The organism is Streptomyces sp. NPDC054047, assembly GCF_055585065.1.
In genome coordinates this window covers 31,691-57,247 of the sequence record NZ_JBVJKV010000003.1, presented here as the reverse complement: position 1 = coordinate 57,247, position 25,557 = coordinate 31,691, and the positions used below count along the sequence as shown (strand labels likewise).

The following is a 25,557-nucleotide window of genomic DNA, read 5'->3' as shown; positions in this document are numbered from 1 at the left end:
ACCTTGCGCGTACTGCTGACCGGACACCAGGGCTACCTGGGCACCGTGATGGCCCCGGTCCTCACGGCCGCCGGGCACGAGGTCGTCGGTCTCGACTCCGGCCTGTTCGCCGACTGCGTCCTCGGCCCGCCGCCCGCGGACCCGCAGGGCCACCGGGTGGACCTGCGCGACGTCGCGGTCGACCACCTGACCGGGGTGGACGCCGTGATCCACCTGGCCGCGCTGTCCAACGACCCGCTGGGATCACTGGCGCCGGACCTCACCTACGACATCAACCACCACGCGTCGGTACGCCTGGCCCGGCTGGCCCGCGAGGCCGGAGTGCGGCGCTTCCTGTACGCGTCGACCTGCTCCGTCTACGGCGCCGCCGGCGGTGACGACCTGGTGACCGAGGACGCCCCGCTGCGCCCCGTGACGCCGTACGCGGAGTCCAAGGTGCGGGTGGAGGACGACCTGCACGCGCTGGCCGACGGCGACTTCAGCCCGGTGTTCATGCGCAACGCCACCGCGTTCGGCTTCTCGCCCCGGCTGCGCGCCGACATCGTGCTGAACAACCTGGTGGGCCACGCGCTCCTGTCCGGCGAGGTGTTGGTGCTCTCCGACGGCACCCCCTGGCGCCCGCTGGTGCACGCCGCCGACATCGCCCGGGCCTTCACGGCCGCGCTGACCGCGCCCCGAGAGGCGGTGCACGACCGGGCGTTCAACATCGGCAGCGAGGTCAACAACGTCACGGTCGCCGAGATCGCCGAGCAGGTCGCCGAGGCCGTGTCGGGGTCGAAGGTGAGGATCACCGGGGAGAACGGCGCCGACCCGCGCTCCTACCGGGTGGACTTCGCCCGGTTCCGCGCCGCGGTGCCCGGCTTCGACTGCGAGTGGACGGTCAAGCAGGGCGCGCTCGAACTCGCCGACGCCTACCGGACGTACGGGCTGACCCGCGAGGACTTCGAGCAGCGCTTCACCCGCCTCGCCGTGCTGCGCGCGGCGTCCGAGGCCGGCACCGTCGACGCCACCCTGCGAGGGCGCCGATGACCGCTGTCGGCGAGGAGATGCATGCTCTGGTGGAGCGGCTGTACCCGCTCTGCCGGAGCATCACCGGCGACGGTGTGCGCGCCACCCTGGACATCGTCAACGAGTACGTCCCCCTGGAGATGCACGAGGTGCCGACCGGGACGCAGGTGCTCGACTGGACGGTGCCGCAGGAGTGGAACATCCGGGACGCCTACATCGCCGATTCCGCCGGCAACCGGGTCGTCGACTTCGCCGCGTCCAGCCTGCACGTGCTGGGCTACAGCGTGCCGGTGTCGACGACCATGCCGCTGGCCGAGCTGCGTGAACACCTGCACACCCTGCCGGACCACCCGAGCTGGGTGCCCTACCGCACCAGCTACTACGAGCCGAAATGGGGATTCTGCCTGGCCCAGGAGACCCTGGACGCGCTGCCGGACGGCGACTACGAGGTGCGTGTCGACTCCACGCTCGCCGACGGCCACCTCACCTACGCCGAGCACGTCATCCCCGGCCAGGTCCCCGACGAGGTGATCGTCTCCTGCCATGTCTGCCACCCGTCGCTGGCCAACGACAACCTGGCCGGCATCGCGGTGGCGACGTTTTTGGCCCGCGCCCTGGCGCGGGAGACGCCGTACTACACCTACCGGTTCATCTACGCGCCCGGCACCATCGGGGCGATCACCTGGCTGGCCCGCAACGCGGAGCGGATCGAGCACGTCAAGCACGGCCTCGTGCTGGCCTGCGCGGGCGACTCCGGCCAGCTGACGTACAAGCAGAGCAGGCGCGCCGACGCGGAGATCGACCGGGTGATGCGGCACGTGCTCGCCGCATCCGAACGCCCGCACCGCGTCACCGAGTTCACTCCGTACGGCTACGACGAGCGGCAGTTCTGCTCCCCCGGGTTCAACCTCGGCGTGGGCTCGCTCAGCCGGACGCCGTACGCGGGCTACCCCGAGTACCACACCTCGGCGGACAGCCCGGGCTTCGTCACCCCGGAGGCGATGGAGGACACGCTCGCCGTCTGCGGTGAGGCGTTCGCCGTGCTCGACCGCAACCGGCGCTACCTCAACCTCAGTCCCTACGGCGAACCACAGCTGGGACGACGGGGGTTGTACGAGTCGCTGGGCGGGCGCAGCGACGCGAAGCAGGCCCAGATGGCGATGCTCTGGGTGCTCAGCCTCTCCGACGGCGAGCACAGTCTGCTCGACGTCGCCGAGCGGGCCGGGCTGCCGTTCGACGCCGTCGCCACCGCGGCCGACGCCCTGCACGGCGCCGGACTGATCAAGGCGTGACGCCGATGACCGCCGAGGGGAAGAAGCGGACCGCCAAGCGGGCCATGGTCGGCCGGCTGTCCTGGGGCCTCGCCGACCAGGCGGCCTCCAGCATGACCAACTTCGCGGTGGGCATCTACGTGGCACGCTCGCTGGGCCTGGCCGCGTTCGGCGTGTTCAGCCTGGCCTGGCTGACCTACGGCGTGGTGCTCAACGTCGCCCGTGGTCTGGCCACCGACCCGCTCGTGGTGCGCTTCAGCGGCGTGCCGGCCGCGTCCTGGCGCACCGCGGCGACCCGGGCGTCGGGGGCGGCGCTCGCCGTCGGTGTCGTCCTCGGCGCGGCGTGTCTGCTGGTCGGGCTCGGCCTCGGCGGTCGGGTGGGGCCCGCGTTCGTCAGCCTCGGCGTCGTGCTGCCCGCGCTGCTGCTTCAGGACGCCTGGCGGTTCGCGTTCTTCGCCGCCGGCACCGGCCAGAAGGCGTTCGCCAACGACCTGGTGTGGGGCATCGCGCTCGTCCCGGCCATGGTCGTGGCGGCCCAGGTGGGCAGCGTGGCCGCCTTCGTGCTCGCCTGGGGCGCGTCCGCCGCGGTGGCCGCGGTGTACGGCTGCCTCCAGTCCGGCATCCGGCCCCGGCTGACCGAGGCGCGCGGATGGCTGCGCGAGCAGCGCGACCTCGGCTACCGCTATCTGGTCGAGAACGTCAGCGTCAGCGGCGCGAGCCAACTGCGGGCCTACGGACTCGGCGTGATCGTCGGGGTCGGCGCGGTGGGCGCGGTCCGGGGCGCCGAGCTCCTGCTCGGCCCGTTCCTCGCGCTGCTGATGGGGTTGTCGCTGGTCACCGTCGCCGAGGCGGCCCGGGTGCTGCGCAAGGCCCCGCACCGCCTTGGCAGGTTCTGCCTCTTCCTCGGCGGCGGGCAGGCCGCCGCCGCGCTGCTGTGGGGCGCGGCGCTGCTCCTCATGCCGGACCGCGCCGGCGAGCTCGTGCTCGGCGACGTCTGGCACTCCGCGTCGGAGCTCATCGTGCCGGCCGCGCTCGGCGTCGCGGGCGCCGGTCTCGGTACCGGCGCGGCGGCCGGGCTACGCGCGCTCGCGGCGGCCCGGCGCAGCCTGCGCTGCCAACTGTTCGCCTCCGCCTGCTACGTCGGCGGCGGACTCGGCGGAGCCGCCGTGGCCGGCACGGTCGGCTCGGCCTGGGGCGTCGCCGCCGCGACCGTCTGCGGCTCGGCCGTGTGGTGGCTACAGCTGCGGTCCGCCCTGCACGAGCGCCACCAGAACACCCTTCCCGAAGTGAGGACGTCATGACCGCCCAACCCCGGCTGAGCATCGGCCTGCCCGTGTACAACGGCGAGGAGTACCTCGCGGAGGCGCTCGACGCCCTGCTCGGCCAGACCTACGAGGACTTCGAACTGGTCATCTCCGACAACGCGTCGGCCGACGGGACCCAGGACATCTGCCGCCGGTACGCGGCGAAGGACTCACGCATCCGGTACATCCGGCTGACCCGCAACATCGGCGCCGCGCCCAATCACAACTACGTGTTCACCGAGTGCCGCGGCGAGCTGTTCAAGTGGGCCTCGCACGACGACCTGTACGCCCGGGACCTGCTGCGGCGCTGCGTGGACGCCCTGGACGAGCGGCCCCACGTCATCCTCGCGCACAGCGACCAGGCGGTCATCGACGAGGACGGCAAGGTGAAGGTCCCCTACGAGTACGGGCTCGCCACCGACTCGCCGCGCGCGCCCGAGCGCTTCCGCAGTCTGCTCTTCGAGCCCGGCGGCGACGACTTCTACGGGGTGATGCGGGCCGACGTGCTGCGCCGGGTGAAGCCGCACGACAGCTACCACCACGCGGACCGCACGTTCGTCGCCGAGATCACCCTGCACGGGCCCTTCCACCAGGTGCCGGAGCTGCTGTACTTCCGCCGCGACCACCCCACCCGCGCCGAGCGGGTGAACCCCTCCATGCGCTCCCGGTGCGTCAACCTGGACCCGCGCCGGGCGGGCCCGCTGCACCCGACGCCCCGGCTGCTCGCCGAGTACGTCGCGGGGTTCGCCTCGGCGATCCGGCGGGCGCCGTTGTCCTCCGCCGACCGGAGCGCGTGCTACCGCCACCTGGCCACCTGGATGACCAGCCGGGTCCGGCCGGGCTCCGGCGAGCGGGTCGAGGACCGCGCCCCGGTCGACGCGGCCCTGCATCCGGTCTCCGTCGACGCCCTCGTCGCCGGACGCGAGGGGAGGCAGGCATGACGTCCGGGGGCCGGACTCCGGTGCGCGTGGGGGTGTTCGGCCTGCTCGGCTCCGGCAACCTCGGCAACGACGGATCGCTGGAGGCCGTGCTCGGCCACCTCCGCGCCGAGCACCCGGAGGCGGCCGTGGACGCTCTGTGCGGCGGCCCCGAGGTCGTCACGGCCCGCTACCGGATTCCCGCGACGCGGCTGCACTGGTACCGCGGGGAGTACCGGACCGCGTCGCGGGCGGGCGCGATCGCGGGCAAGGGTCTGGGCAAACTCGTCGACGTCGTCCGCACCGCCGCCTGGGTGCGCCGGCACGACGTGGTGATCGTGCCGGGCATGGGCGTCCTGGAGGCGACGCTGCCGCTGCGGCCGTGGGGCTTCCCGTACTCGCTGTTCCTGCTCTGCGCGTCCGGCCGGCTGTTCGGCACTCGGGTCGCGCTGGTCAGCGTCGGCGCCGCCGAGATCGCCGACCGGCCGACCAGGGCCCTGGTGCGCTGGTCGGCGCGGCTGGCCGCCTACCGCTCGTACCGGGACGTGCTGTCCCGCGACGCGATGCGGGCGATGGGTGTGGACACCGCCCGTGACGAGGTCTACCCGGACCTCGCCTTCGCCTTGCCGACCCCGCCGGCGAGCGCGCCCTCGGATCCCACTGCCCCGACGGGCCCGGTCTGCGTCGGCGTCATGGACTTCCACGGCGGCAACGACGACCGCGCCCGGGCCGGGGAGATCCACCGGCGCTACCTCGACGGCACGACTCGGTTCGTCCGTACGCTTGTCGAGGAGGGCAGGGCGGTCCGGCTGCTCACCGGCGACGCATGCGACGCGTCGGTGGTGGCCGCGATCCTCGACGCGGTGGACTCACCACTGGTCACCTCCTCCGAGGCGGCCTCGCTCGCCGACCTGATGAAGGAGACGGCGGCCGCCGACACCGTGGTGGCCACCCGGTTCCACAACCTGATCTGCGCGCTGAAGGTCGGCACGCCGACGCTCGCCCTCAGCTACGCGGCCAAGAGCGACGCGCTCATGGAGCGGATGGGCCTCGGCGCGTACTGCCACCCGGCCCGTGAGGTCGACGCCGACCGGCTGCTCGAACAGTTCCGGGCGCTGGAGAAGCACGCGGTGGAGGTACGGCGGACGCTCGCCGAGCGGAACCGGGACGCCACCCGGCAACTCCAGCACCAGTTCACCGCCTTGACCGCGGCCCTGTTCCCGCCGACCGGCCACGACCTCGACCCCCACCACGCCCCCACCTCGCGGAAGGCCCCATGAAAGCGACCGAAGTCCCGGAGATCGACGGCGCGTACCTGTTCGAGCCGACACCGCACGCCGACGAACGCGGCTTCTTCTGCCGCACCTTCGACGCCGACGTGGTCCGCTCGGTGGGCCTCGACCCGGACACCTTCATCCAGGACAGCCTCTCCCGCTCGGTCCAGGGAGTGCTGCGCGGACTGCACCTGCGCTCCGGAGCAGGCGAGGCCAAGCTGGTGCGGTGCTCGTCCGGGAAGATCTTCGACGTCGTCGTGGACCTGCGGCCCGGCTCACCGACGTACCGCAACGTGGCCACCTTCGAGCTGTCCGGCGAGACGCAGGTGACCCTGTACATCCCGGCGGGATGCGCGCACGGTTTCCAGGCGCTGACCGGGACCGCCGACACCTCGTACCGCATCGACCGCCCGCACGATCCGGCCGAGGACGTGACGATCGCCCACGACGACCCGGAGCTCGCCATCGCGTGGCCGCTGCCGGTCACATCGATGTCCCAGCGGGACCGGGAGGCGCCGAGCCTCGCCGAGGCCCTGAAGCAGAAAGAGAGCTGAAGCCGCCGTGGACACTGCGAACACCGTGGACACCGAGGAGTTCCGCCTGCCCCGGTCCCGGCAGGCGAACGAGCGGCTGCACGCGATGATCCCCGGGGGCGCGCACACGTACGCCAAGGGCGACGACCAGTACCCCGAGGACCTGGCCCCGGTCATCAGCCACGGCCGCGGAGCCCATGTGTGGGACGTCGACGGCAACCGCTACATCGAGTACGGGTCCGGCCTGCGGTCGGTGAGCCTGGGCCACGTCCACCCCCGTGTGACCGAGGCGGCGCGGCGGGAACTGGACCGCGGCAGCAACTTCGTCCGGCCGTCCATCGTGGAGGTCCAGGCCGCGGAACGCTTCCTGGCCACGGTGCCGACCGCGGAGATGGTGAAGTTCGCGAAGAACGGCTCCGACGTCACCACCGCCGCGGTGCGCCTGGCCCGCGCCGTCACCGGGCGTGCGCGGGTGGCCGTCTGCGGCGACCATCCGTTCTTCTCCGTGGACGACTGGTTCATCGGGACGACACCGATGTCCGCCGGAATCCCGGCGGCGACCACCGAGCTCACCGTGGCGTTCCCCTACGGGGACCTGGCCGCGACGGAGGAGCTCCTGACCCGGTACCAAGGGGAGATCGCCTGCCTGATCCTGGAACCCACAGGCCACACCGAGCCTTCCCCAAGCCCTCAACTCCGTTCGAGCAGGGAAGACCCCGCTCCCGGGTACCTCGCGGGCCTGCGCGACCTCGCCGACCGGCACGGATGCGTACTGATCTTCGACGAGATGATCACCGGTCTGCGCTGGTCAGAGGCGGGCGCCCAGGGCCTGTACGGCGTCGTCCCCGACCTCTCCACCTTCGGCAAGGCGCTGGGCAACGGATTCGCCGTCTCGGCGCTGGCCGGGCGCCGCGATCTGATGGAGTGGGGCGGGCTGCGGCACTCCGGCGACCGGGTGTTCCTGCTGTCCACCACGCACGGCGCGGAGACGCATTCGCTGGCCGCAGCGATGGCCGTGCAGACCACGTACGTCGAGGAAGGCGTGACCGCACGACTGCACGCTCTCGGCGAGCGGTTGGCCGCCGGTGTCCGCGACGCCGCGGCCAGTATGGGCGTGGCCGACCACGTCGTCGTCCGGGGCCGGGCCAGCAACCTGGTCTTCGGCACGCTCGACGAGAGGCGGCAGCCGTCTCAGCCGTACCGCACGCTGTTCCTGCGCCAGTTGCTCGCGGGCGGGGTCCTGGCGCCCTCGTTCGTGGTGAGCAGCGCGCTCGACGACACCGACATCGACCGCACCGTCGAAGTGGTGGCCCAGGCATGTGCGGTGTACCGGAAGGCGCTGGACGCCGGTGATCCCACTCCTTGGCTGGCGGGGCGACCGGTGAAGCCGGTGTTCCGCCGCCTGGCGTGACGTGACGTGACGTCAGGGATGGTCCCGCCGGGCGGCGTTGGCCGCCCGGTCGACCAGCCAGGCGGTCACCGGGACCACCGCAAGGGCGGTGCACCAGCCGCCCAGGACGTCGGTGGGGTAGTGCGCGCCCAGGGCGACCTGCGCCCACCCCATGACGGCACCGGCGACCAGCGCCGCGGCGAGCACAAGTGACGTGCCGGCCGCCCTGCCGAGGTCGCGCCGCCTCGCCAGGAACAGCGCCGCCATGAGGGCGAGCGCGGTGAGAAAGGCGGTGTGCCCGCTCGGGTAGGACAGGTTGCCTTCGCCGTGGATGGTGCGTCCCACAAGGGACTTGAGCAGCGTCGTCGTCCCCACGGTCACGCAGACGCCGACCACGACGAGCACCGCCGCCCGAGGACGCCGAAGCAGCAGACAGCCCGCCACGGCGAGGACGATCAGCGTCGCCGCCCCTGCGGGCTCCGCCAGGAAGTCCGTGGCCAGCGCGACGCCCCGCCACGGCGCCCGCACGCTGTCCGCCGTCGGCTGGACGAACCACCGGTCCACCGTGCCGGGCTCACTGTGCCCCGCGTACAGAACCCCGATCACGACAACCACCAACGCGGCGAGGACAGCGACCAGCCCGAGCGGGGCCCGCAGCACCGGGGGCAGCACGGCGGTCGCCGACCGACCGCGGCCGGTGGACCGGCGATAGCGATCCACGACCGGCAGACGGCGCTCCGCATCCCGACTTCCCGAGCCAGGGCGAGGACGCGCCCCGTCATCCGACCGGTGGCCAGCCATGCATCAGCGCCTTCCTGTTTCCCCTGCTCCAGGCTCGCTGCGCGGCTGGCGGTGTTTCCCACCCTAACCAACCGAAAGGGGCCGTGCGGGGCCCTCTTGTAAGCCCGGTGATCACCCAAGCCTTTCGGCCCCGGGGCTCAAGTCGAGGCAGGCCTCCCGCCTGAGAGCCTCGATCCGTCGCACGGCCGCTGACAAAGCCGTGGGTACCGCGCGGTCTGCGCCGTCGCCCGCTATAACCGAACGATGATCTACCACGTGGTGACGCTCGGCGACTGGCTCGCCGATTCCGACGGGCCTTACGCGCCCGCCTCTCTCGCGGACGAGGGTTTCGTCCACTGTTCTCCTGATGAGGAGACCTCCCTGGCGGTCGCTACCGCGTTCCACAAGGACGCCGCCGGGCCGCTCATGCTGCTGCAAGTCGACGAGCACAAGCTCGGCGCGACGGTGCGGTGGGAGGCCGCGGATCCCACCCCGCCGCCGGGGGTTCCGGGCGGCACCTTGTTTCCGCACGTGTTCGGACCGATCGACCGCACCGCGGTCGAGGGGCTGCTGGAGATCGAGCGGGACCAGGAGGGACGGGCGACCCGCCTCGTCCCCCGGACGTGAGCTTGGGACGCGCCCAACTGCCCGCGAGGGCAGCGGTGTTGACGTCGGGGCGTGGCACGCCGGCTCCGCCGGCCGAAGTACCCCTGGGGTGTAGCCGGGTGAAGTACCCCCAGGGCGTAGAGGGTCGTTCACTATTGAATTAGACATAAAGCCACGTAGCGTGACATAAGACGCTAATCGCCCAATTTCGATGTAGCCTAAGGGGGGTTGAGCATCACCGAGATGGTCGTGACATCCATTAGGAGGCACCCATGCTTGCTCAGACTGTGCACTCACCCCTTCTCAGCCCCGACCCCGTGGCGCTCGGCGCCGCGATGGTGGAGCCGGAGACAGCCGTGAGTGACGCCCCCGTCTACTCACCGCAGGCCGGCGGCGCCGGTCTCCTCCTGCTCGGGCTGCTTCTCTCCCCGTCGCAGCCGAAGGAGCCGAAGGACAAGTGAGCTCCGATCGGTCCCGGACGGCGTACGCCGACTCCGCTGCCGACCTTGCTCGCCGTGCCCTCGACGCCCTGCGGGGCGCCGGGGGCGCGGCCATGGTCGCCGCGCACGTGGAAGGCGCCGAGGACGGCGCCGCGGCACTTGCCGCGGTCCGGGTCGTCGGCGCGGACACCTTCGCCCCTCACCTGCTGACCGGCGTGGCCCTGCACCCACTGGACGCAGAGGCTGTGGCGCGGTCCTTCAGCGTCTTCCCGCCCCCGCAGAGCGTTCCGCAGTCGCCGCCCGCCGGGCCCGCCGAACCATGGGTGATGGCATGGCGGGACTGGGCCACCGCATCGATGCTTGCACGGTTCGCGGCGGAGGGCGAGGCGGCGAGGGCGCCCTCTCCGTATGCGGCGCAGCCGACCGAGGCGCCCCTCCTGGCGGCGCGGGCAGGGATCTCCGCCCCGATCCGCCCGGCCGAAGCTCCGTCGCCCGATACGACGCGTGATCTCGGTTGGGCCGAATGGTCGGTGCGGATGGGACAGTTGTCCTCGCTGGCCCTCCCCGGACTCGACGGACCGGTCCACACCGCGGCCCGCGGTGCGCCGCTGGCCCTCGCCCGGGGCGCCACGCGGTCGCTGCTGCGCCGCGACTACCCCACGGCGGCCCGGATCGCCCGCTGGCTCGCCCTGCTCGAGCACGAGGGCGTGGCACTGCCGCTCGACCCCGTCCCGCTCGTCGCGCACCTGCGGGTGCTCGGCAACGGACCCCGGCTCGCCCTCGACACCGCGATCGCCGGCAAACTACTCGGACTGGAGCACCCATGACGGCGTCGGCGGCGACGACCGCCCACCAGGTGAGCGCGAAGGCACTGGGCTGGCTGCACGAACACCACCACCGCGGCGCCCTGCCGAAAGGCGCGGGCACCGATGTCTCCGACCCTCCGGGCGCCTACAAGGCGCTCGGCGAACTGGCCCTCGCCTCCTCCCTGGTGCTGCGCGAGTCCGTGTCCGGCGCGAACGGGCTGCGGCTGGCCCGCGACATGATCGACCACGCCTGGGGACAGTTCGGCGAGGGCGATCTGCTCTACGCGCGCCTGCTCCGCTACCCGCTCATGACGGACTCCCTGGAGACGTACGCGCACCTCGCCCGCGGCGGCTACCGCCACGAGCCCATGCAGCAACTGCTGGGGCACGTCACGGGGTTGAGGTCGGTACGCAGCGTGGAGCACCAGCCCAACCGCGCCCTCGCCGTCGCCAACGCGACCCGCGTGACCGGCCTCGACAGCGGCGGCCGGACGGGCTCCTGGGAAGAGTTGATCCGCGCCACCTGGCTCGGGAACACTCCCGAGCCCTGGCTCATCGACTGGATCACCGGCTACAACATGACGCACACGGTCTTCCATGTGACCGACTGGGGCCGTCTGCCGCAGGGCCTTCCCGACGACATCGGCGACTATCTCGCCGCGTGGCTGCCCGCCTGGATCGACATCTGGGCCGAGGTCGGGGAGTGGGACCTGGTAGGCGAGCTGATGATCGTCGGCAGTTGCCTGAAGGAGCCCTACCTCGATCCGGGAGCCTGGGAGCTCATGGCCGGCATCCAGCACGAGGACGGTCTGGTGCCACGGGACACGGCCGAGGTCTCCGCCGACCTCGACACGCGGTTCGCGGACCAGCAGCACACCGCGGTCGTCGCCGCGATCGCGGGGACGCTGGCGGTCTCACGCATCCTCGACCGCGACTCCCCCGCCTTCCCCGAACCTCCCGGCTCGCCCGATGATCCCGACGGCACCTCGGCCCGCCCATGACGCGGTGGGCGGCCGAGGCGGCCGGTCCGCTGCTTGACGCCCCGACCGGCGCCAGTGGCACCGTCATCGCCCTGCGGCGCGGTGCCGAGCGGGTGTTCATCGCCGAAGGGCGCAGCGCGCACCACGGGGGCGAACCGGTCGACGCCGACACCCGCTTCGAAATCGGCTCCCTCACGAAGGTTCTGACGGCCCTTCTGTTCGCGGAACTGGTCGCACGGGGCGAGGTCTCCCACGACGATCCCGTCTCCCGGTTCCTGCCGCCCGCAGCCACGCCGCGTCCCCGCGGTGCGGCCATGACCCTGCTGCACCTGGCCACCCACACGTCGGGGCTCCCCCGGCTGCCGCCGGGGCTGCTGACCGCCGGTCCCGCCCGGTTGCTGACCAACCCCTATGCCGGGTTCTCGCACCACGACCTGCTGCGCGCCGTAGGACGCACCCGGCCGCGCTTCGAGCCCGGCTCACGCCTGGCCTACTCCAACTTCGGCGTCGGCCTGCTCGGACACCTGTTGGTCCACGCCGTCGATGCCCACGACGACGCCCACGAGACGTGCGGCTACGAAGACCTCCTCGCCGCACGGGTGTTGCACCCGCTCGGCCTGCACCACACGGACTGTCGCGCCGACCTCCCCCAGGCCACCGGCCACTGGCACGGCCGCCCCCGCCCCGCCTGGCAGATCCCCGGCCTGCCCGCGGCCGGGGCCGCGCGCTCCAGCGGGCGGGACATGCTCCGGCTGCTCGACGCCCTGATCGACCCGGCCGCCGCGGCGCGACCGTCCCTGCGGGCCGGGCTCTTCGACGTCATCCGCGCCCGGCTCGTCGCGCCGCGCGGAACCCGGCGCCTCGCACTGATCTGGAACATCCAGCCGCGCCCCGGCCACGATCTCCACCACCACTCCGGCGCCACCCGCGGATTCACGTCCTTCGCCGGCTTCAGCCCGCAGACGGGCGTCGCCCTCGTCGCCCTCACCAACGCCGCCCCGACCCTGAACGGCAGGTTCATCCAGCGCGCATACGACGCACTGCGCTCACTGGCACAGGAAACCGCACGGGAAACCGATCCGGAGGCTTCCCGCGGAATCAGGTAGAGGATGCGCAGAGGCATTCCAGAGGCGTCGAGGCAGCAGCCGGACAGCCCCGAGCACACCCGGCCGCCCACCCCCTAGCCGCCCAGGAGAGGCGGCAGGAACCGCGGAGTGCGGTCCTCTATCGCCTGTGCCGCGTCGAGGATCCGCTCCTCCGCGTAGCGTCCGCCGATGAGCTGGACGCTGACCGGCAGGCCCTCGCTGAGCATCGACGGCACCGTGATGGCGGGGAAGCCCAGGACCGGCACCGCCGTCATCGGCCACATGGCGGCGACCAGTTCGGCGGCGCGCTCGGGGCTCGCGATGTCCGCGTCCTGCTCGAACGGCAGCTCCGCGCTGACGGGCGTGAGCAGGATCCGGTGGATGCCCAGGAGGTGTTGGAGCTGAGTGATGAGGGAGGCGCGGCGCGCCCAGCCCTGGATGTACGTCTCCAGCGACGGGCCTTCGCCCCAGATGCCCGCCGCCGCGCCGAAGGAGTACTTCAGGGAGGCACGGATGTCGTCGTCGCCGACCTCGTTCACCAGCGGGAGCATCGGGCGGAAGTCCTCGTAGATCAGCAGGGCCCAGATGCGCGCGGCCTCGGCGAGCAGCGGCAGGTCGTCGAGTTCCTCGACCTCGTGCCCGGCGTCGACGAGCCGTGCGACGGCGCTGGAGACGGCCAGGTCGACACCCGGGTGGTTCTTGACCGTGCCGATGCCGCGCACCACCGTGACCTTGGCCTTCACGCCGTCCGCAAGACGGCCGGGCGCGGCTGGGATGCCGTACGGATCGCGCAGGTCAGGGGTGGTCATGACGTTCAGCGCGAGGCGGGCGTCGGCCACCGTCCTGGCCAACGGCCCCTCGACGGCACACGCCTGCACGGTGGGCGGGAAGTCGATCTGTTTCCTGCCCGCGGGGGTGTCGGCGTAGGCCGGCGGCGTCCAGTTGGAGACCCGGCCGACGGTGGGGCGGATGCCGACCACCCCGCAGCAGGCTGCCGGGTAGCGGATCGAACCGCCGATGTCGTTGCCCTGTGCGATCGGTGTCATCCCGGCGGCGAGGCTGCTGGAGGCGCCACCGCTGGAGCCGCCGGGGGTGCGGCCGGTGTCCCAGGGGTTGAGGGTGCGGCCGTGCAGGGCGTTGGTGGAGAACCAACGGTAGGAGAAGGCGGGGGCGTTGCTCCGGCCGAGGAGGACGGCGCCGGAGTGCCTCAGGGCCGTGACGCAGGCCGCGTCCCCTTCCGCGGGGCGCCCGGCGAGGGCGGCCACGCCGTGGCTGGTGGCATAGCCCCGCTGATCCGTATTGATCTTGGTGGACACCGGTACACCGTGCAGCGGGCCGAGTTCGTCGCCCGCGGCGACGGCCCGGTCGGCGCGGCGCGCATCGGCCAGCGCCTCGTCGGGGCGGATGTCGACCAGCGCCCCGAGGCGTGGGTTGGTCTCCTCGATGCGTGCCAGGCAGGACCGCACGACCTCGGCGGACGAGATCTCGCGTCTGCGGATGGCATCGGCCAGGTCGGTGGCGGTGCGCTGCCACAGCTCGGCAGCCGGACTCCGGGTTTCCATGATCGCCTCTCGCCTCTGAAGAAGGGGGCGCCCGCACCCGGGAGTCGGCCCGGCCGTGCGGCTAGCGCGGCGGAGTACTGATGCTCCGCTCAGATGCTCTGCTCAGAAATCAAACAGCGTCATACAACGCTGTTTTTGCTGGAGCTCAGATTCATGTCCACCACCCGGCTTGTCAAGACCCGCACGACCTGACCGCCAGCCTCACCCCTGGCTTCACCTCTGACTTCACCCCTGGCTTCGCCTCTGACCTCACACCCGACCTCCGCCCCGATCTCACTCCCCGGCAGCACCCTTTGGCGCCCCGCCCTGAAGCAGCTCAACCGCCGCCAGAACAGCCCGCGTTCCGCGCTCGTCCGACCACCCCTCGGGATCCTCCAGCGTGGACAGCCAGTACCCACGGAACAGCAGATGCAGGATGTCCGCCGCCAACTCGGGGGCGGGAGTGCCCGCCGCGACGGTCACCTCCTCCAGCTCGTCCCGCTGGGCGCGCGCCACCGTCCGCACCCGATCGACTTCACGCCCGACACCGGCCCCGGCCCCGGCCCCGACAATCTCCATCAGAAGCCTGCGCATCACCTCGTCGTCGTCCGCGGTGGTGCACATCCAGCGCGCGAACGCCGCGAGGCGCTCCGCCCCTTGAGTGCCCTCCAGGACTCCCTCCAACTCGCGCCCCCACTCCTCATCCGCGTGCCGCATCGCGTTGACCATCAGGTCGGAGCGGCTCGGGACGTAGTTGGTGACCATGGCCGTCGAGCCGCCGAGCTGCTCGGCGACTGCGCGGATGGTCACGGCGCGCACGCCGCGCTCGCGGGCCACCCGGATGGTGGCGGCGGCGATCTCGTCGAGCCGCTGGGCTGTGTCTACCTCGATCGGCATGTCATCGACCTCAATACGGAGTGTTGACGCGGTGGCGTACTGCTGCAATGTTGTCATACAACAGCGTTACACAACGCTGTTGTATCTCCTCGTCCTCGCATCTCGTCCGGCTGGAGACGCCCATGCCTTTCACCTTCGAGCGGATCGGCGCGGCGCCCCTCGCCGAGAACGCCCGGCAGTACATGGCCCGCATGCGCGACGGCGTACGACTGGCCACCGATGTCTACCTCCCCGCACACCGGCAGGGCGACGACACGGCGTTCCCGGCGGTGCTCGTGCGCCTGCCCTACGACAAGAACAGCCGCTACGTGTACTTCGACCGCATCGCGCGCCTGTTCACCGCCCGCGGCTACGCCGTGGTGGTGCAGGACGTACGCGGAAAATTCCGCTCGGGCGGCAGCACATTGCCCTTCCTGCGGGAGTCGCAGGACGGCTACGAAGCCATCGACTGGATCGTCAACCAGGCCTGGTCGGACGGCCGGGTGGGCATGTTCGGCGACTCCTACTACGGGTTCACCCAGTGGGCCGCCGTCGCCGCCCAGCACCCGGCGCTGCGGGCGATCGTGCCGCGCGTGACCGCGGCGGACTTCACCACGATCTGGCAGCCCGCGGGGCAGAACGTGCCGGTGTGGCTGGAGGGCGTCGAGTACTTCGCCCACCACTGGGTGGACAACGACTCGTACGAGTACCGGATCGACCGCTCCGCACGGCCCGTCATCGAGCAGTACGAGGAGGCGTTCCGCGCCATCGGCGCCCGTTCCCTGTGGTTCGATCTGCTGGCGCCCCGGCAGACGGGTCTGTCGACGCAGCCGGGGCTGCACCCCTTCGACGCGCGGCCGGTTCCGGTGCTGCACTGCGTGGGGTGGTTCGACAACATCGTCACCGCGCACATGCGGGACTACATGGAACTGGCCTCACGGCCCGGCTGGGACGCCGTCCAGTACCTGTGGGCGGGCGCGGTCGACCACGAGAACTACCGTCTCGCGCAGGCGCCGATCCGTGACGAGGACGACCACAACACCAATGAGGACGCCCTCGCCCGGATGCTGCCGGACTACGCGAATCCGGCGATCGACTTCTTCGACGTGTTCCTCAAGGGCATACGTCCGGTGTCCTCGCTGTCCAAGGTGACATGGGAACTCGGTCACGGGGACTGGCGGACCTCCTCCGCCTGGCCGCCACCGGAAAGCACCGAACTGTCCTACTGGCTCACCGACTTGGCTCGCGCCACCGGCCCGCTGCCGGGCGCCTTACTGGCCGACGTACCCGACGTGCCCGGCGAGCACGAGCAGGCCACGCAGTGGACCCACGACCCGGACGCCCCGGTGCCCTCCCTGGTCGAGGACTCCTTCGCCTATCTGCACAGCTACCCGGACCTCGCGCCGGTCGCCGCCCGAGACGACGTACTCGTGTTCTCGGCGCCCGTGCTCACCGAGCCCCTGGACCTGGCGGGTCCGGTCGCCGTGGATCTCCATGTCACCGGCACCGCGCCGGAGTTCGACGTCTTCGCCAAGGTCGTCGACCTCGGGCCGGACGGGCGGGTGCACCAGATCGCGCGGGGTCAGGTGGCGGTGCGCGCCGCCGATACGGCAGACGAGATCCATCTCGACCTCGGGCACACCGGCTACCGGCTGCGTCCCGGCCACCGCCTCGCGCTGCTCGTGGCCGGCAGCGACCACCCCCTGTTCCTGCCCGCTCCCGGGACCGGCGAGAACCCCTGGACCGCGCTCACCGCCAAGCCCAGCACCCAGACCCTGCACACCGGCGGCGCCTGCCCGTCCCGGCTGACCGTCACGGTCATGCCCACACCCACGCCCGCGCCCGCACCCGCACCCGGCGCCTGAACCACCCCGCGTCGCCCCCGCACGGCCCGACGCACAGCGGCACCACCCGCGCCACTCACACCACCCGCACCACCCGCACCACCCGCACCAGTAGCTCCGATGGCAACTCCCCTCATCCGACTCCCCCGAGGAGCTCCCTCATGAAGGCTCCCAGAACCACCGCCCCGGTCGTCGGCGCCCTGTGCGTCCTGCTCACCGCGACCGCCTGTACGTCGGGCTCCGACGCCGATCCGGCTCCGCGCGCCCAGAAACTCACCATGACCACGCCCGCCGCCTCGGGCGCCCTGGACCACGTCACGTGGAACCTGCCCATGGGTGAGCCGAGGACGCTGGATTCGGCGAAGGTCGCCGACTATTCGCCGAGCACCGTCAAGGCCAACCTCTGCGACTCGTTGCTGCGGCTTGAGCCCGACTACTCCACCTCCCCCGGCCTCGCCTCCTCCTGGAGCCGACCGGACGACACCACCCTGGTCCTCAACCTCCGCAAGGGCGTGACGTTCTGGAACGGGCACCCCATGACCGCCGACGACATCGTCAGCAGCCTGCGACGGCAGGGCGACCCCGCCACACAGAGCGTCAACGCCAGCCTCCTCACCCATGTGAAGACGATCAGCGCGACGAGCGCGCACCAGGTGACCGTCCGCTTCAAGACCCCTGACGAGATGTTCCTGAAGGCGCTCGCCACCAGCTTCGGCACCGTCAACGAAGCCGCGTACATGAAGAAGGCCGGACGCGGCTACGGCAGCGCCAAGGGCGGACTGATGTGCACGGGCCCCTTCGAGCTGACGTCGTGGAAACCCGGCGAGTCCATCACCGCCACCCGCAACGCCGACTACTGGGACACCTCGCTCCGGCCCAAGATCAAGACGCTGAACTTCAAGTTCATCACCGACGGCTCCACGCTCACCAGCGCCCTGCTCTCCGGCGAGGTCGACGGCAGCTACGAGATCAGCTCGGCGGGCGCCCGCGCCCTGCGGTCGTCCGACGTGGGCACGCTGCACCACGGCCCTTCGGCGCAGACGAACTTCATCGCCGCGATCGGCCCCGACTCACCGCTGGCGGACCACAAGATCGCCGAGGCGCTCTCCCTCGTCCTGGACCGGGACGATCTGATCAAGAACGTGTACGCGGGCGCGGCACAGCAGCTCAAGACCTTCATCCCGCCGCTGGTGTGGCAGCACGGCGAGGCCGCCGGTATCTACGCCAAGGGGCACGACGCGCTGCCCGCCGTCCCCGAGGTCGACGTGGACAAGGCCAAGAAGCTGGTGGGCCAGGCCCGCACGCACAAGCGCACGCTGACCATCGCCACGGCCGCGGGGGACCAGCAGTCGCAGCAGACCCTCACCTTCCTGCAGGCGGGCGCCGAGCGCATCGGCATCAAGATCGTCATCAAGCAGTTGCAGCCGACGCAGATGTCCGGGCTGTTCTTCGACGCCTCGCTGCGCAAGGGCCTGGACGCGACCATGGTCCTCGGGTACGTCGAGATCCCCGACCCGATCTCCTACGCCCAGCTCCTCACCGACCCCAAGTCGCTCTTCAACTGGACCAACTACCGCAATCCCAAGGTCACTTCACTGCTCGGGCAGGCGCAGGCCACCCTGCGCCCCGAGAAGTCGGCCCGGCTGTTCACCCAGGCCCAGCAGCGCTACAGCACGGATCTGCCCGTGGTGCCGCTGGCCTCCCCGCACGAGCGGCTGTTCCTCAACAAGCGGCTCAGCGGGGCCCCTTCGTCCTTCGCGTACATCAACATGCCGTGGGCGGCGCACCTCGGCGGCACCGGCAAGGGCACCTCGTGATCGCCCGCTTCGTCGCCCGGCGGGCGGCGGCCCTGCTGGTGACCCTGCTGATCGCGAGCGTCGCCATCTACGGCGCGCTGTTCCTGTCCCCCGGCGACCCGGCGACCCTGCTGGTCGGCGGCGGCAAGGAGCCAAGCCCCGCCCTGCTGGCGGAGATTCACCGCCAGTACCACCTGGACGATCCGTTCCTGGAGAGCTACTGGCGCTGGCTGACCGGCATGCTGCAGGGCGACGCGGGAGAGTCCCTCAGCTACCAGGACTCCGTCACCCACCTGTTGGGCGCGCGGATCGGCAACACCCTGTTCCTCATCGCCTACGCCGCCCTGCTCATCGTCGCCTTCGGTGTCGCGCTGGGAGCCCTGGCCGCCCTGCGCGGCAAGTGGGTCGACACGGCGGTGACGGTGCTCTCCACGACGCTCATGGCGGTGCCGGTCTTCGTCATGGCAGTGCTGCTGACGTGGGGCCTCGCCGTGCGCCTGGGCTGGTTCCCGGCCTACGGGTCCGGCGCGGGCTTCGCCGACCGCCTGGAGCACCTCACCCTGCCCGCCCTGGCGCTCGCCGCCTCGTGGCTGGCCTACGTCGCCCAGGTCTCCCGGGCCGCGATCCGCGCCGAACTGGTCTCCGAGCATGTGCAGACCGCCCGCAGCCGGGGCATCCGGGAGCGCTTCATCGTCCGCAAGCACATCCTGCGCAACGCCTCGGGGCCGATCGTCTCCGTCTCGGGGGTGGCCGTGGCGGGTCTGGTCGCCGGTTCGTCGATCGTGGAGCAGGCCTTCGGCCTCAACGGCGTCGGCGCGCTCCTGATCCAGAGCGCCGCCAAGCAGGACCTGGCCGTGGTGCAGGCTCTCGCGCTGCTCACGGTGGTGGCGTTCGCCCTGATCAACACCGTCGTGGACGTGCTCAGCGCGGCACTCGACCATCGCGTTCCGCTGGGAGGAAGCCAGTGAGCACCTATCAGTTGGCCTCCGCGACCGGCGCCAGGCTTCCGCTCGGCCGTGTCCGTGCCCTCGCCCGCGGCCAGGCGGTGCCCATCGCCGCCGGAGCCGTCGTGGCGCTGGTGGTCGTCGCCGCCGTGTTCGCCCCGCTGGTCGCTCCGTACGATCCCAACGCCGTCGACCCGCTCGCCGTTTCGCAGGGCAGCTCGGCGGCGCACTGGCTCGGCACGGACGACACGGGCCGCGACATCCTCTCGCGCCTCCTGTACGGCGCGCGGCCCAGTCTGCTCGCTCCGGCTCTCGTCACACTGGCCGCCGGTGTGGTCGGCACGGCGCTCGCGGTCTCCGCGGCCTGGCTCGGCGGCTGGTACGACCGGGCCGTCTCCGCTTTCCTCGACCTCGTCTTCGGCTTTCCCGGGCTGGTCCTCGCCGTGGTCGGCGCGGCGGTCTTCGGGGCGGGCCTGGACATCGCCGTCGTCACCCTCTCCATCGCCTACCTGCCGTACATCGCGCGCGTCGTGCGCGGTGCGGCCCTGCGTGAGCGCTCGCTGCCGTACATCTGCGCGCTCGGCATGCTCGGTCTGTCCGGCCGCAGGATCTGCCTGCGCCATCTGCTGCCGAATCTGCTGCCGCTGGTCCTCGTGCAGGCGACGACCTCGTTCGGCTACACGATGCTCGACGTGGCGGCGTTCTCCTTCATCGGGCTCGGCAGCCAACCGCCCACCGCCGAATGGGGGTTGATGGTGGCGAACGGCGCCCCGGGCATCATCGGCGGGCAGCCCGAACAGTCGCTGTACGCCGGTCTGGTCATCGTCGTCTTCGTCATCGCCTGCAATCTGCTCGGCGGCGGCCTGTCCCGTCGACTTCTGGGAGAGGACCGATGAAGCGCACAAAGACTCCCCCGCCGAGGCCCGACGCTCCCCTGCTGGAGTTCGACGGCCTGCACATCACCCTGCCCGTCAAGGGCGAACACCGCACGGTCATCCACCGCGTGGACCTCACCGTCCCGGCGGGCAGTGCCGTGGGTCTGGTGGGCGAGTCCGGTTCGGGCAAGTCGCTCACCGCCCGTTCGGTGCTGCGGCTGCTGCCGCCCGGCGCCCGGGTGGGTGGCGAGGTCCGCTTCGAGGGCGTCTCGGTCACCGCCATGGATCCGGCCGCCCTGCGTACGCTGCGCAGCCGCGAGGTCGCGATGATCTTCCAGGACCCGCGGGCGCACATCAATCCGCTGCGCACCATCGGCGACTTCCTCACCGAGGGTCTGATCACCACGCGCGGGGAGCGTCGCGGCGCCGCCGAGGCCCGCGCGACGGACCTGCTGCGCGAGGTGGGCATCGCCGACGCGCCGCGGCGGCTGCGGCAGCGCCCGGCCGAGCTGTCCGGCGGGCTGCTGCAACGCGTGATGATCGCGGCGGCCCTGATCACGGAGCCCCGGCTGCTGCTCGCGGACGAACCGACCACCGCGCTTGACGTCACCACGCAGGCCGAGGTCATGGCCGTCATCGACGAGGCCCGGGACCGGCGAGGGCTCGCGATGCTGTTCATCACCCATGACCTGGCGCTGGCCGCGGCGGTCTGCGACAGCATCGCGGTGATGTACGCGGGCTCGGTGGTCGAGCAGGTGCCGGCCTCGCGCCTGCACGACGGGTCCCGCCACCCCTACACCCGGGCTCTGCTGGCGTCCCGGCCCGACCCTGGGGCGGGCGCACAGCCGTTGCGGGCGATCGGCGGCAGGCCGCTCTCGGCGTTCGAGGCCGGTCCCGGCTGTGCGTTCGCGCCCCGCTGTCCGGCGGCCCAGGACCTCTGCACCGCGCAGCGTCCGCTGCCGGAGCCGACCGGTGACGGCGCCGAGGACGGTCACGGCGCCAGCCCTGGCGACGGCCACGGCCACGGCCGCACGGCGGCCTGCCACTTCCCCCGCCCCGTGACCGACGGAGCACCCGGCACGGACAGGAGAGTGCGTCGTGGCTGAATCCAGCGCCCCGCCCGCCCTGGAGGCGACCGGCCTGCGCAAGACCTTCGGGGACTTCGTCGCGGTCGACGGCGTCGACCTGACCCTGGCCGCCGGCGCCTCCCTGGCCGTGGTCGGCGAGTCCGGCTCGGGCAAGACCACCACCGCCCGCATGGTCGCGGGCCTCGAAGTGCCGACCGCCGGCGCCGTGCGGTGGAACGGCCGGCCCCTGCCGGGCCGACGGGCCCGCACCGCCGTGCGCAGGAGCTTCGCCCGGGACGTCCAGATGGTCTTCCAGGACCCGTACGCCTCCCTGGACCGGCATCAACGCGTCGACGACAGCATCAGCGAGGTCCTGGCGCACCACACCGACCTGCGCGGCGGCGCGCTGGCCCGGCGCACCGCCGAACTGCTCGACCAGGTGGGACTCGCCGCACCCCAGGCACGGTCGCTGCCCCGCGCCCTGTCGGGCGGCCAGCGCCAACGTGTCGCCATCGCCCGCGCGGTGGCCGTCCGGCCCCGCGTCTTGGTGCTCGACGAGGCGGTCGCAGCGCTCGACGTGTCCGTGCAGGCCCAGATCGTCACCCTGCTGCGGGATCTGCGCGAACAGTCCGGTATCGCCTACCTGTTCATCACCCACGACCTCGGCATCGTCCAGCACATCTGCGAGGACATCGTGGTGATGCACCGCGGCCGGATCGTGGAGCGGGGCCGCACGGTCGCGGTCCTGGAACGGCCGGAGGCCGCGTACACCCGCAAGTTGATCGAATCGGTGCCCCGCAGGGGCTGGACCCCACGGCGCGCCGCCACCACCGCGTGACGCTCGCCAGACCCCCACCCACTCATCCGCTCAACCCCCCTCCCACTCAAGGAGTGTCATCCATGACCTTCACTCCCGCCCTGACCTACGCCTTCGAGATCCGCGCCCACCTCGACCAGTCCCTGCACATCGGTCACGGCGAGGGGGAGGTCACCGAGTTCACCCCGATCGTCGGCGGAACCGTGGAGGGCCCGCGGCTGCGCGGCACGGTCCTGGCGGGCGGCGGCGACTGGAGCAGTACGCGCGGCGAGATCTGCCAGCTCGACGCGCGCTACCTGATCCAGGCCGACGACGGCGCCGTCATCGACATCGTCAACCGCGGCTACTACCGCCCCGCCTCCGACAGCCCCGACCAGCACGACGACGGCCTCCAGGTCAGCCACGCCGGTCACTACTACCGCACCTCCCCCGTCTTCCGCACCGACGCCCCCGCGCACCGCTGGCTGGCCGAGACGGTCTTCGTGGGCCTGGCCCGGCCCGAGGGCGAGGACACGGTCGCCATCCGCATGTACGCCCTCAAGTAGCGGAAATCCACCCGTCATCGAGCGCACTTCATCCGGCACAATCCCCCCATGGAGATTGCCGAACACCTCGAAATTCTGGACGCCGAAGGCCAGTTGCTGGCCCGCGCCGCCGAAGTGGCCGGGCCGGGTGCCAAGGTGGTCACCTGCCCCGACTGGACCGTGCGCGATCTGCTGCGGCACACGGGGGCGGTGCACCGCTGGGCCGCGGCGTACGTCGCCGAGGGGCATGACGAGCGGCTGCCCCTGGGGGATCCGCCGGAGCTGGACGGCGCGGCCCTGGTCGACTGGTACCGGCAGGCGCACGGCGACCTGGTCGCCACGCTGCGGGCCGCCGCGCCGGACACGCGGTGCTGGGCGTTCCTGCCCGCTCCGTCCCCGCTCGCGTTCTGGGCGCGGCGGCAGGCGAACGAGACGGCGATCCACCGCGTGGACGCCGAGTCCGCGCGCGGCGGCGCGCCGTCGCCGATCGGCACGGAGTTCGCGGCGGACGGGATCGACGAGCTGTTGCGCGGGTTCCACGCGCGCTCGCGCAGCAGGGTGCGGACTCCGGAGCCGCGGGTGCTGCGGGTGCGGGCGACGGACGCGGACGCCGTGTGGACCGTACGCCTCTCGCAGGAGCCGCCCGCCACGGTGCAGGGCGAGGACGGCCCGGCCGACTGCGAGTTGTCGGGTCCCGCGGAGCAGCTCTACCTCGCGCTGTGGAACCGCGCGCCGATCCCGCAGGTCACCGGCGACACCGCGCTGGGCAGGCTGTGGAGCGAGACGTCGGGGGTATGAGGGCGGGGGTATGCGGGCGGGGTATGCGGGGGGGCGTGACGGCCAGGGGCGTGAGGGTGGTCCGTTACTTGGCGGCGGTCTCCGCCAGCATCCGCCGCAGCACCGCCCGCTGCACCGGCCGTACCTCGGCGTGCAGTCGGCGTCCCTTGTCGGTGAGCACGACCCGCACCCCGCGCCGGTCCTCGCTGCACATGGCGCGCTCCACGAGGCCGTCCTTCTCCAGGCGGCCGATGAGGCGGGACAGCGCGCTCTGGCTCAGGTGCACCCGGCCCGCGATGTCCTGCACGCGGTAGGCGCAGTCGCCGTCCGACGCAGCGCCCTCAGCAGCGGCATCGGACAGGACGTCGAGGACCTCGAAGTCGCTGGCCCCCAGGCCGTGCTCACGCAGGGCGCTGTCGAGTTCGCACAGGGTGCGTGCGTGCACCGCGAGGATGTCGCGCCATTGGTCCACGAGCCCTTGCTCGGCCTTCTTCGCCGCCATGACATCGCACGGTAGCAGAAATCGCCCCTTTGTTGCATCGGAATTAAATGCACTTGCACTCAATGCATGTGCATGTACTCTGCTGCGCATGACTTCTCCGCTCACAGCTGCCTCCGCGTCCCCGGAGCGCTGGTCCCCGCGTCTGTGGGGCACTCTCCTCGTGCTCTGCGCCGCGATGTTCCTCGACGCGCTCGACGTGTCGATGGTCGGCGTCGCCCTGCCCTCCATCGGCTCCGAGCTGAACCTCTCCACCTCGACCCTGCAGTGGGTCGTCAGCGGCTACATCCTCGGCTACGGCGGCCTCCTGCTCCTGGGCGGACGCGCCGCCGACCTGCTCGGGCGGCGCCGCGTCTTCCTGATCGCGCTCGCCGTCTTCGCCCTCGCCTCACTCCTGGGCGGGTTCGTCGACTCCGGGCCGCTGCTGATCGCGAGCCGCTTCATCAAGGGGCTGAGCGCCGCGTTCACCGCGCCCGCGGGCCTTTCCATCATCACCACGACGTTCGCCGAGGGCCCGGTCCGCAACCGCGCGCTCACCATCTACACCACCTGCGCCGCCACCGGCTTCTCCATGGGCCTTGTCCTCTCCGGCCTGCTCACCGAGGCCAGCTGGCGCCTGACGATGCTGCTGCCCGCCCCCATCGCCGTCATCGCGCTGATCGCCGGACTCAAGCTGATCCCGCGCAGCGCCCGCGAGAAGAACGTCGGCGGCTACGACGTGCCGGGCGCCGTCACCGGCACGGCGGCGATGCTGCTGCTCGTGTTCACCGTGGTCGAGGCGCCGGAGGCGGGCTGGGCATCGGCCCGCACCCTCCTGTCGTTCCTCGCCGCGGCCGTGCTGCTCGCCGTCTTCGTACGCATCGAGCTGCGCACCGCGAGCCCGCTGATCCGCCTCGGCGTCCTGCGCTCAGGGCCCCAACTGCGGGCGCAGATCGGCGCGATGACGTTCTTCGGCGGCTACGTCTCCTTCCAGTTCCTGGCCACCCAGTACTTCCAGACGCTGCTCGGCTGGTCCGCCCTGGAGACCGCGCTGGCCTTCCTGCCCGCGGGCGCCCTGGTCGCGCTCTCCTCCACGAAGGTCGGTTCGGTGATCGACCGGTTCGGCACGCCGCGGGTCATCGTGGCGGGCTTCGTCCTGCTCGTGGCCTCGTACACGCTGTTCCTGCGCGTCAGCCTCACCCCGTCGTACGCGTCCATGATCCTGCCCTCCATGATCCTGCTGGGCTTCGCCTGCGCCCTGGTCTTCCCCTCGCTCAACATCCAGGCCACCAACGGCGTGCACGACGACGAGCAGGGCATGGTCTCGGGCCTCCTGAACACCTCGATCCAGGTGGGCGGCGCGATCTTCCTCGCCGTCGTCACGGCCGTGATCACCGCGGCCTCCCACGGCGCCGACGCCTCGCCGCAGGCCGTGCTCGACAGCTACCGCCCCGGACTGATCGTGGTCACGGCGATCGCGGTCGCCGGACTCCTCATCACTCTCACCGGGCTGCGCACACGTCGTACGCAGGAGACGCTCCTGGTCGTGAAGTCCGTCCAGCACGAGGCCGACGAGGAGCGGGTCGCCGTCCGCGACTGATCCGACCTGCCGCCGACATCCGTA

Annotated in this window: 25 protein-coding genes; 21 read left to right on the top strand and 4 right to left on the bottom strand. The window is 71.8% G+C overall.

Annotated elements, in window-relative coordinates:
* The first annotated feature begins 3 nt into the window (after window positions 1–3).
* From ACZ6ZP_RS12060 to ACZ6ZP_RS12030, 7 genes are read left to right on the top strand one after another with little or no spacing between them, the layout of a single operon-like run.
* The gene (locus ACZ6ZP_RS12060) at window positions 4–1,029 is read left to right on the top strand and encodes an NAD-dependent epimerase/dehydratase family protein (RefSeq protein ID WP_351157780.1); all 1,026 of its coding nucleotides are present in this window, start codon (window positions 4–6) and stop codon (window positions 1,027–1,029) included.
* Window positions 1,026–2,300, top strand: a complete 1,275-nt coding sequence (locus ACZ6ZP_RS12055) for a DUF4910 domain-containing protein (RefSeq protein ID WP_366463011.1) — start codon at window positions 1,026–1,028, stop codon at window positions 2,298–2,300. The genes ACZ6ZP_RS12060 and ACZ6ZP_RS12055 overlap by 4 nt, the downstream gene beginning before the upstream one ends.
* A 5-nt stretch (window positions 2,301–2,305) precedes the next feature.
* Complete coding sequence (locus ACZ6ZP_RS12050) at window positions 2,306–3,580, top strand: MATE family efflux transporter (protein ID WP_366463012.1); 1,275 nt, start codon at window positions 2,306–2,308, stop codon at window positions 3,578–3,580.
* Window positions 3,577–4,524: a glycosyltransferase family 2 protein gene (locus ACZ6ZP_RS12045; protein ID WP_469406618.1), complete on the top strand. Its 948-nt coding sequence runs from the start codon at window positions 3,577–3,579 to the stop codon at window positions 4,522–4,524. Before ACZ6ZP_RS12050 ends, ACZ6ZP_RS12045 begins: the two co-directional genes overlap by 4 nt.
* On the top strand, window positions 4,521–5,780 hold the full coding sequence (locus ACZ6ZP_RS12040) for a polysaccharide pyruvyl transferase family protein (RefSeq protein ID WP_469406617.1): 1,260 nt from the start codon (window positions 4,521–4,523) through the stop codon (window positions 5,778–5,780). The genes ACZ6ZP_RS12045 and ACZ6ZP_RS12040 overlap by 4 nt, the downstream gene beginning before the upstream one ends.
* Window positions 5,777–6,328 carry a dTDP-4-dehydrorhamnose 3,5-epimerase family protein gene (locus ACZ6ZP_RS12035; protein WP_351157790.1) on the top strand — a complete coding sequence of 184 codons (552 nt, stop codon included), beginning with the start codon at window positions 5,777–5,779 and terminating at the stop codon, window positions 6,326–6,328. Before ACZ6ZP_RS12040 ends, ACZ6ZP_RS12035 begins: the two co-directional genes overlap by 4 nt.
* A gap of 25 nt (window positions 6,329–6,353) precedes the next feature.
* Window positions 6,354–7,718: a glutamate-1-semialdehyde 2,1-aminomutase gene (locus ACZ6ZP_RS12030; protein ID WP_469407235.1), complete on the top strand. Its 1,365-nt coding sequence runs from the start codon at window positions 6,354–6,356 to the stop codon at window positions 7,716–7,718.
* 12 nt (window positions 7,719–7,730) lie between these two features.
* Here the strand turns inward: ACZ6ZP_RS12030 and ACZ6ZP_RS12025 are convergent, their stop codons facing one another.
* On the bottom strand, window positions 7,731–8,417 hold the full coding sequence (locus ACZ6ZP_RS12025) for a phosphatase PAP2 family protein (RefSeq protein WP_469406615.1): 687 nt from the start codon (window positions 8,415–8,417) through the stop codon (window positions 7,731–7,733).
* A gap of 324 nt (window positions 8,418–8,741) precedes the next feature.
* On the opposite strand from ACZ6ZP_RS12025, the gene ACZ6ZP_RS12020 reads away from it, so the two are divergent.
* The 5 genes from ACZ6ZP_RS12020 to ACZ6ZP_RS12000 all read left to right on the top strand — a co-directional run bounded on the left by ACZ6ZP_RS12020 (window position 8,742) and on the right by ACZ6ZP_RS12000 (window position 12,415).
* Entirely contained in the window at window positions 8,742–9,104 is a 363-nt protein-coding gene (locus ACZ6ZP_RS12020) for a DUF952 domain-containing protein (RefSeq protein WP_399981616.1), read from the top strand.
* Between the two features lie 251 nt (window positions 9,105–9,355).
* Window positions 9,356–9,544: a hypothetical protein gene (locus ACZ6ZP_RS12015; protein ID WP_351157796.1), complete on the top strand. Its 189-nt coding sequence runs from the start codon at window positions 9,356–9,358 to the stop codon at window positions 9,542–9,544.
* On the top strand, window positions 9,541–10,350 hold the full coding sequence (locus tag ACZ6ZP_RS12010; protein ID WP_468613432.1) for a hypothetical protein: 810 nt from the start codon (window positions 9,541–9,543) through the stop codon (window positions 10,348–10,350). Before ACZ6ZP_RS12015 ends, ACZ6ZP_RS12010 begins: the two co-directional genes overlap by 4 nt.
* On the top strand, window positions 10,347–11,330 hold the full coding sequence (locus tag ACZ6ZP_RS12005; protein ID WP_469406613.1) for a DUF6895 family protein: 984 nt from the start codon (window positions 10,347–10,349) through the stop codon (window positions 11,328–11,330). The genes ACZ6ZP_RS12010 and ACZ6ZP_RS12005 overlap by 4 nt, the downstream gene beginning before the upstream one ends.
* Entirely contained in the window at window positions 11,327–12,415 is a 1,089-nt protein-coding gene (locus ACZ6ZP_RS12000) for a serine hydrolase domain-containing protein (protein WP_469406612.1), read from the top strand. Before ACZ6ZP_RS12005 ends, ACZ6ZP_RS12000 begins: the two co-directional genes overlap by 4 nt.
* 74 nt (window positions 12,416–12,489) lie before the next feature.
* Here the strand turns inward: ACZ6ZP_RS12000 and ACZ6ZP_RS11995 are convergent, their stop codons facing one another.
* Both ACZ6ZP_RS11995 and ACZ6ZP_RS11990 read right to left on the bottom strand, forming a co-directional pair.
* Window positions 12,490–13,956, bottom strand: a complete 1,467-nt coding sequence (locus ACZ6ZP_RS11995) for an amidase (RefSeq protein WP_469406611.1) — start codon at window positions 13,954–13,956, stop codon at window positions 12,490–12,492.
* A 273-nt stretch (window positions 13,957–14,229) separates the two neighbouring features.
* A complete protein-coding gene (locus ACZ6ZP_RS11990; protein ID WP_469406609.1) occupies window positions 14,230–14,832 on the bottom strand; it encodes a TetR/AcrR family transcriptional regulator in 603 nt (200 codons plus the stop codon).
* Between the two features lie 122 nt (window positions 14,833–14,954).
* On the opposite strand from ACZ6ZP_RS11990, the gene ACZ6ZP_RS11985 reads away from it, so the two are divergent.
* The 8 genes from ACZ6ZP_RS11985 (at window position 14,955) to ACZ6ZP_RS11950 (ending at window position 23,476) form a co-directional block, all read left to right on the top strand.
* Window positions 14,955–16,676: a CocE/NonD family hydrolase gene (locus ACZ6ZP_RS11985; protein WP_469406607.1), complete on the top strand. Its 1,722-nt coding sequence runs from the start codon at window positions 14,955–14,957 to the stop codon at window positions 16,674–16,676.
* Between the two features lie 140 nt (window positions 16,677–16,816).
* A complete protein-coding gene (locus ACZ6ZP_RS11980) occupies window positions 16,817–18,472 on the top strand; it encodes an ABC transporter substrate-binding protein (RefSeq protein ID WP_469406606.1) in 1,656 nt (551 codons plus the stop codon).
* Window positions 18,469–19,419 carry an ABC transporter permease gene (locus tag ACZ6ZP_RS11975; RefSeq protein ID WP_469406604.1) on the top strand — a complete coding sequence of 317 codons (951 nt, stop codon included), beginning with the start codon at window positions 18,469–18,471 and terminating at the stop codon, window positions 19,417–19,419. Before ACZ6ZP_RS11980 ends, ACZ6ZP_RS11975 begins: the two co-directional genes overlap by 4 nt.
* A complete protein-coding gene (locus ACZ6ZP_RS11970) occupies window positions 19,416–20,291 on the top strand; it encodes an ABC transporter permease (RefSeq protein ID WP_469406603.1) in 876 nt (291 codons plus the stop codon). The genes ACZ6ZP_RS11975 and ACZ6ZP_RS11970 overlap by 4 nt, the downstream gene beginning before the upstream one ends.
* Window positions 20,288–21,376, top strand: a complete 1,089-nt coding sequence (locus tag ACZ6ZP_RS11965) for an ABC transporter ATP-binding protein (protein WP_366463024.1) — start codon at window positions 20,288–20,290, stop codon at window positions 21,374–21,376. The genes ACZ6ZP_RS11970 and ACZ6ZP_RS11965 overlap by 4 nt, the downstream gene beginning before the upstream one ends.
* Window positions 21,369–22,175 carry an ABC transporter ATP-binding protein gene (locus ACZ6ZP_RS11960; RefSeq protein ID WP_351157819.1) on the top strand — a complete coding sequence of 269 codons (807 nt, stop codon included), beginning with the start codon at window positions 21,369–21,371 and terminating at the stop codon, window positions 22,173–22,175. Before ACZ6ZP_RS11965 ends, ACZ6ZP_RS11960 begins: the two co-directional genes overlap by 8 nt.
* 62 nt (window positions 22,176–22,237) lie before the next feature.
* Entirely contained in the window at window positions 22,238–22,699 is a 462-nt protein-coding gene (locus ACZ6ZP_RS11955; RefSeq protein ID WP_351157821.1) for a DUF3237 domain-containing protein, read from the top strand.
* A 48-nt stretch (window positions 22,700–22,747) separates the two neighbouring features.
* Window positions 22,748–23,476, top strand: a complete 729-nt coding sequence (locus tag ACZ6ZP_RS11950; protein ID WP_366463026.1) for a maleylpyruvate isomerase family mycothiol-dependent enzyme — start codon at window positions 22,748–22,750, stop codon at window positions 23,474–23,476.
* 64 nt (window positions 23,477–23,540) lie between these two features.
* Here the strand turns inward: ACZ6ZP_RS11950 and ACZ6ZP_RS11945 are convergent, their stop codons facing one another.
* Window positions 23,541–23,957 (bottom strand): MarR family winged helix-turn-helix transcriptional regulator, encoded by a 417-nt coding sequence (locus tag ACZ6ZP_RS11945; protein WP_361471185.1) that lies wholly within the window; start codon window positions 23,955–23,957, stop codon window positions 23,541–23,543.
* 88 nt (window positions 23,958–24,045) lie between these two features.
* Here ACZ6ZP_RS11945 and ACZ6ZP_RS11940 point away from each other — a divergent pair, with 88 nt between their 5' ends.
* Complete coding sequence (locus ACZ6ZP_RS11940) at window positions 24,046–25,533, top strand: MFS transporter (RefSeq protein WP_351157829.1); 1,488 nt, start codon at window positions 24,046–24,048, stop codon at window positions 25,531–25,533.
* Window positions 25,534–25,557 lie beyond the last annotated feature (24 nt).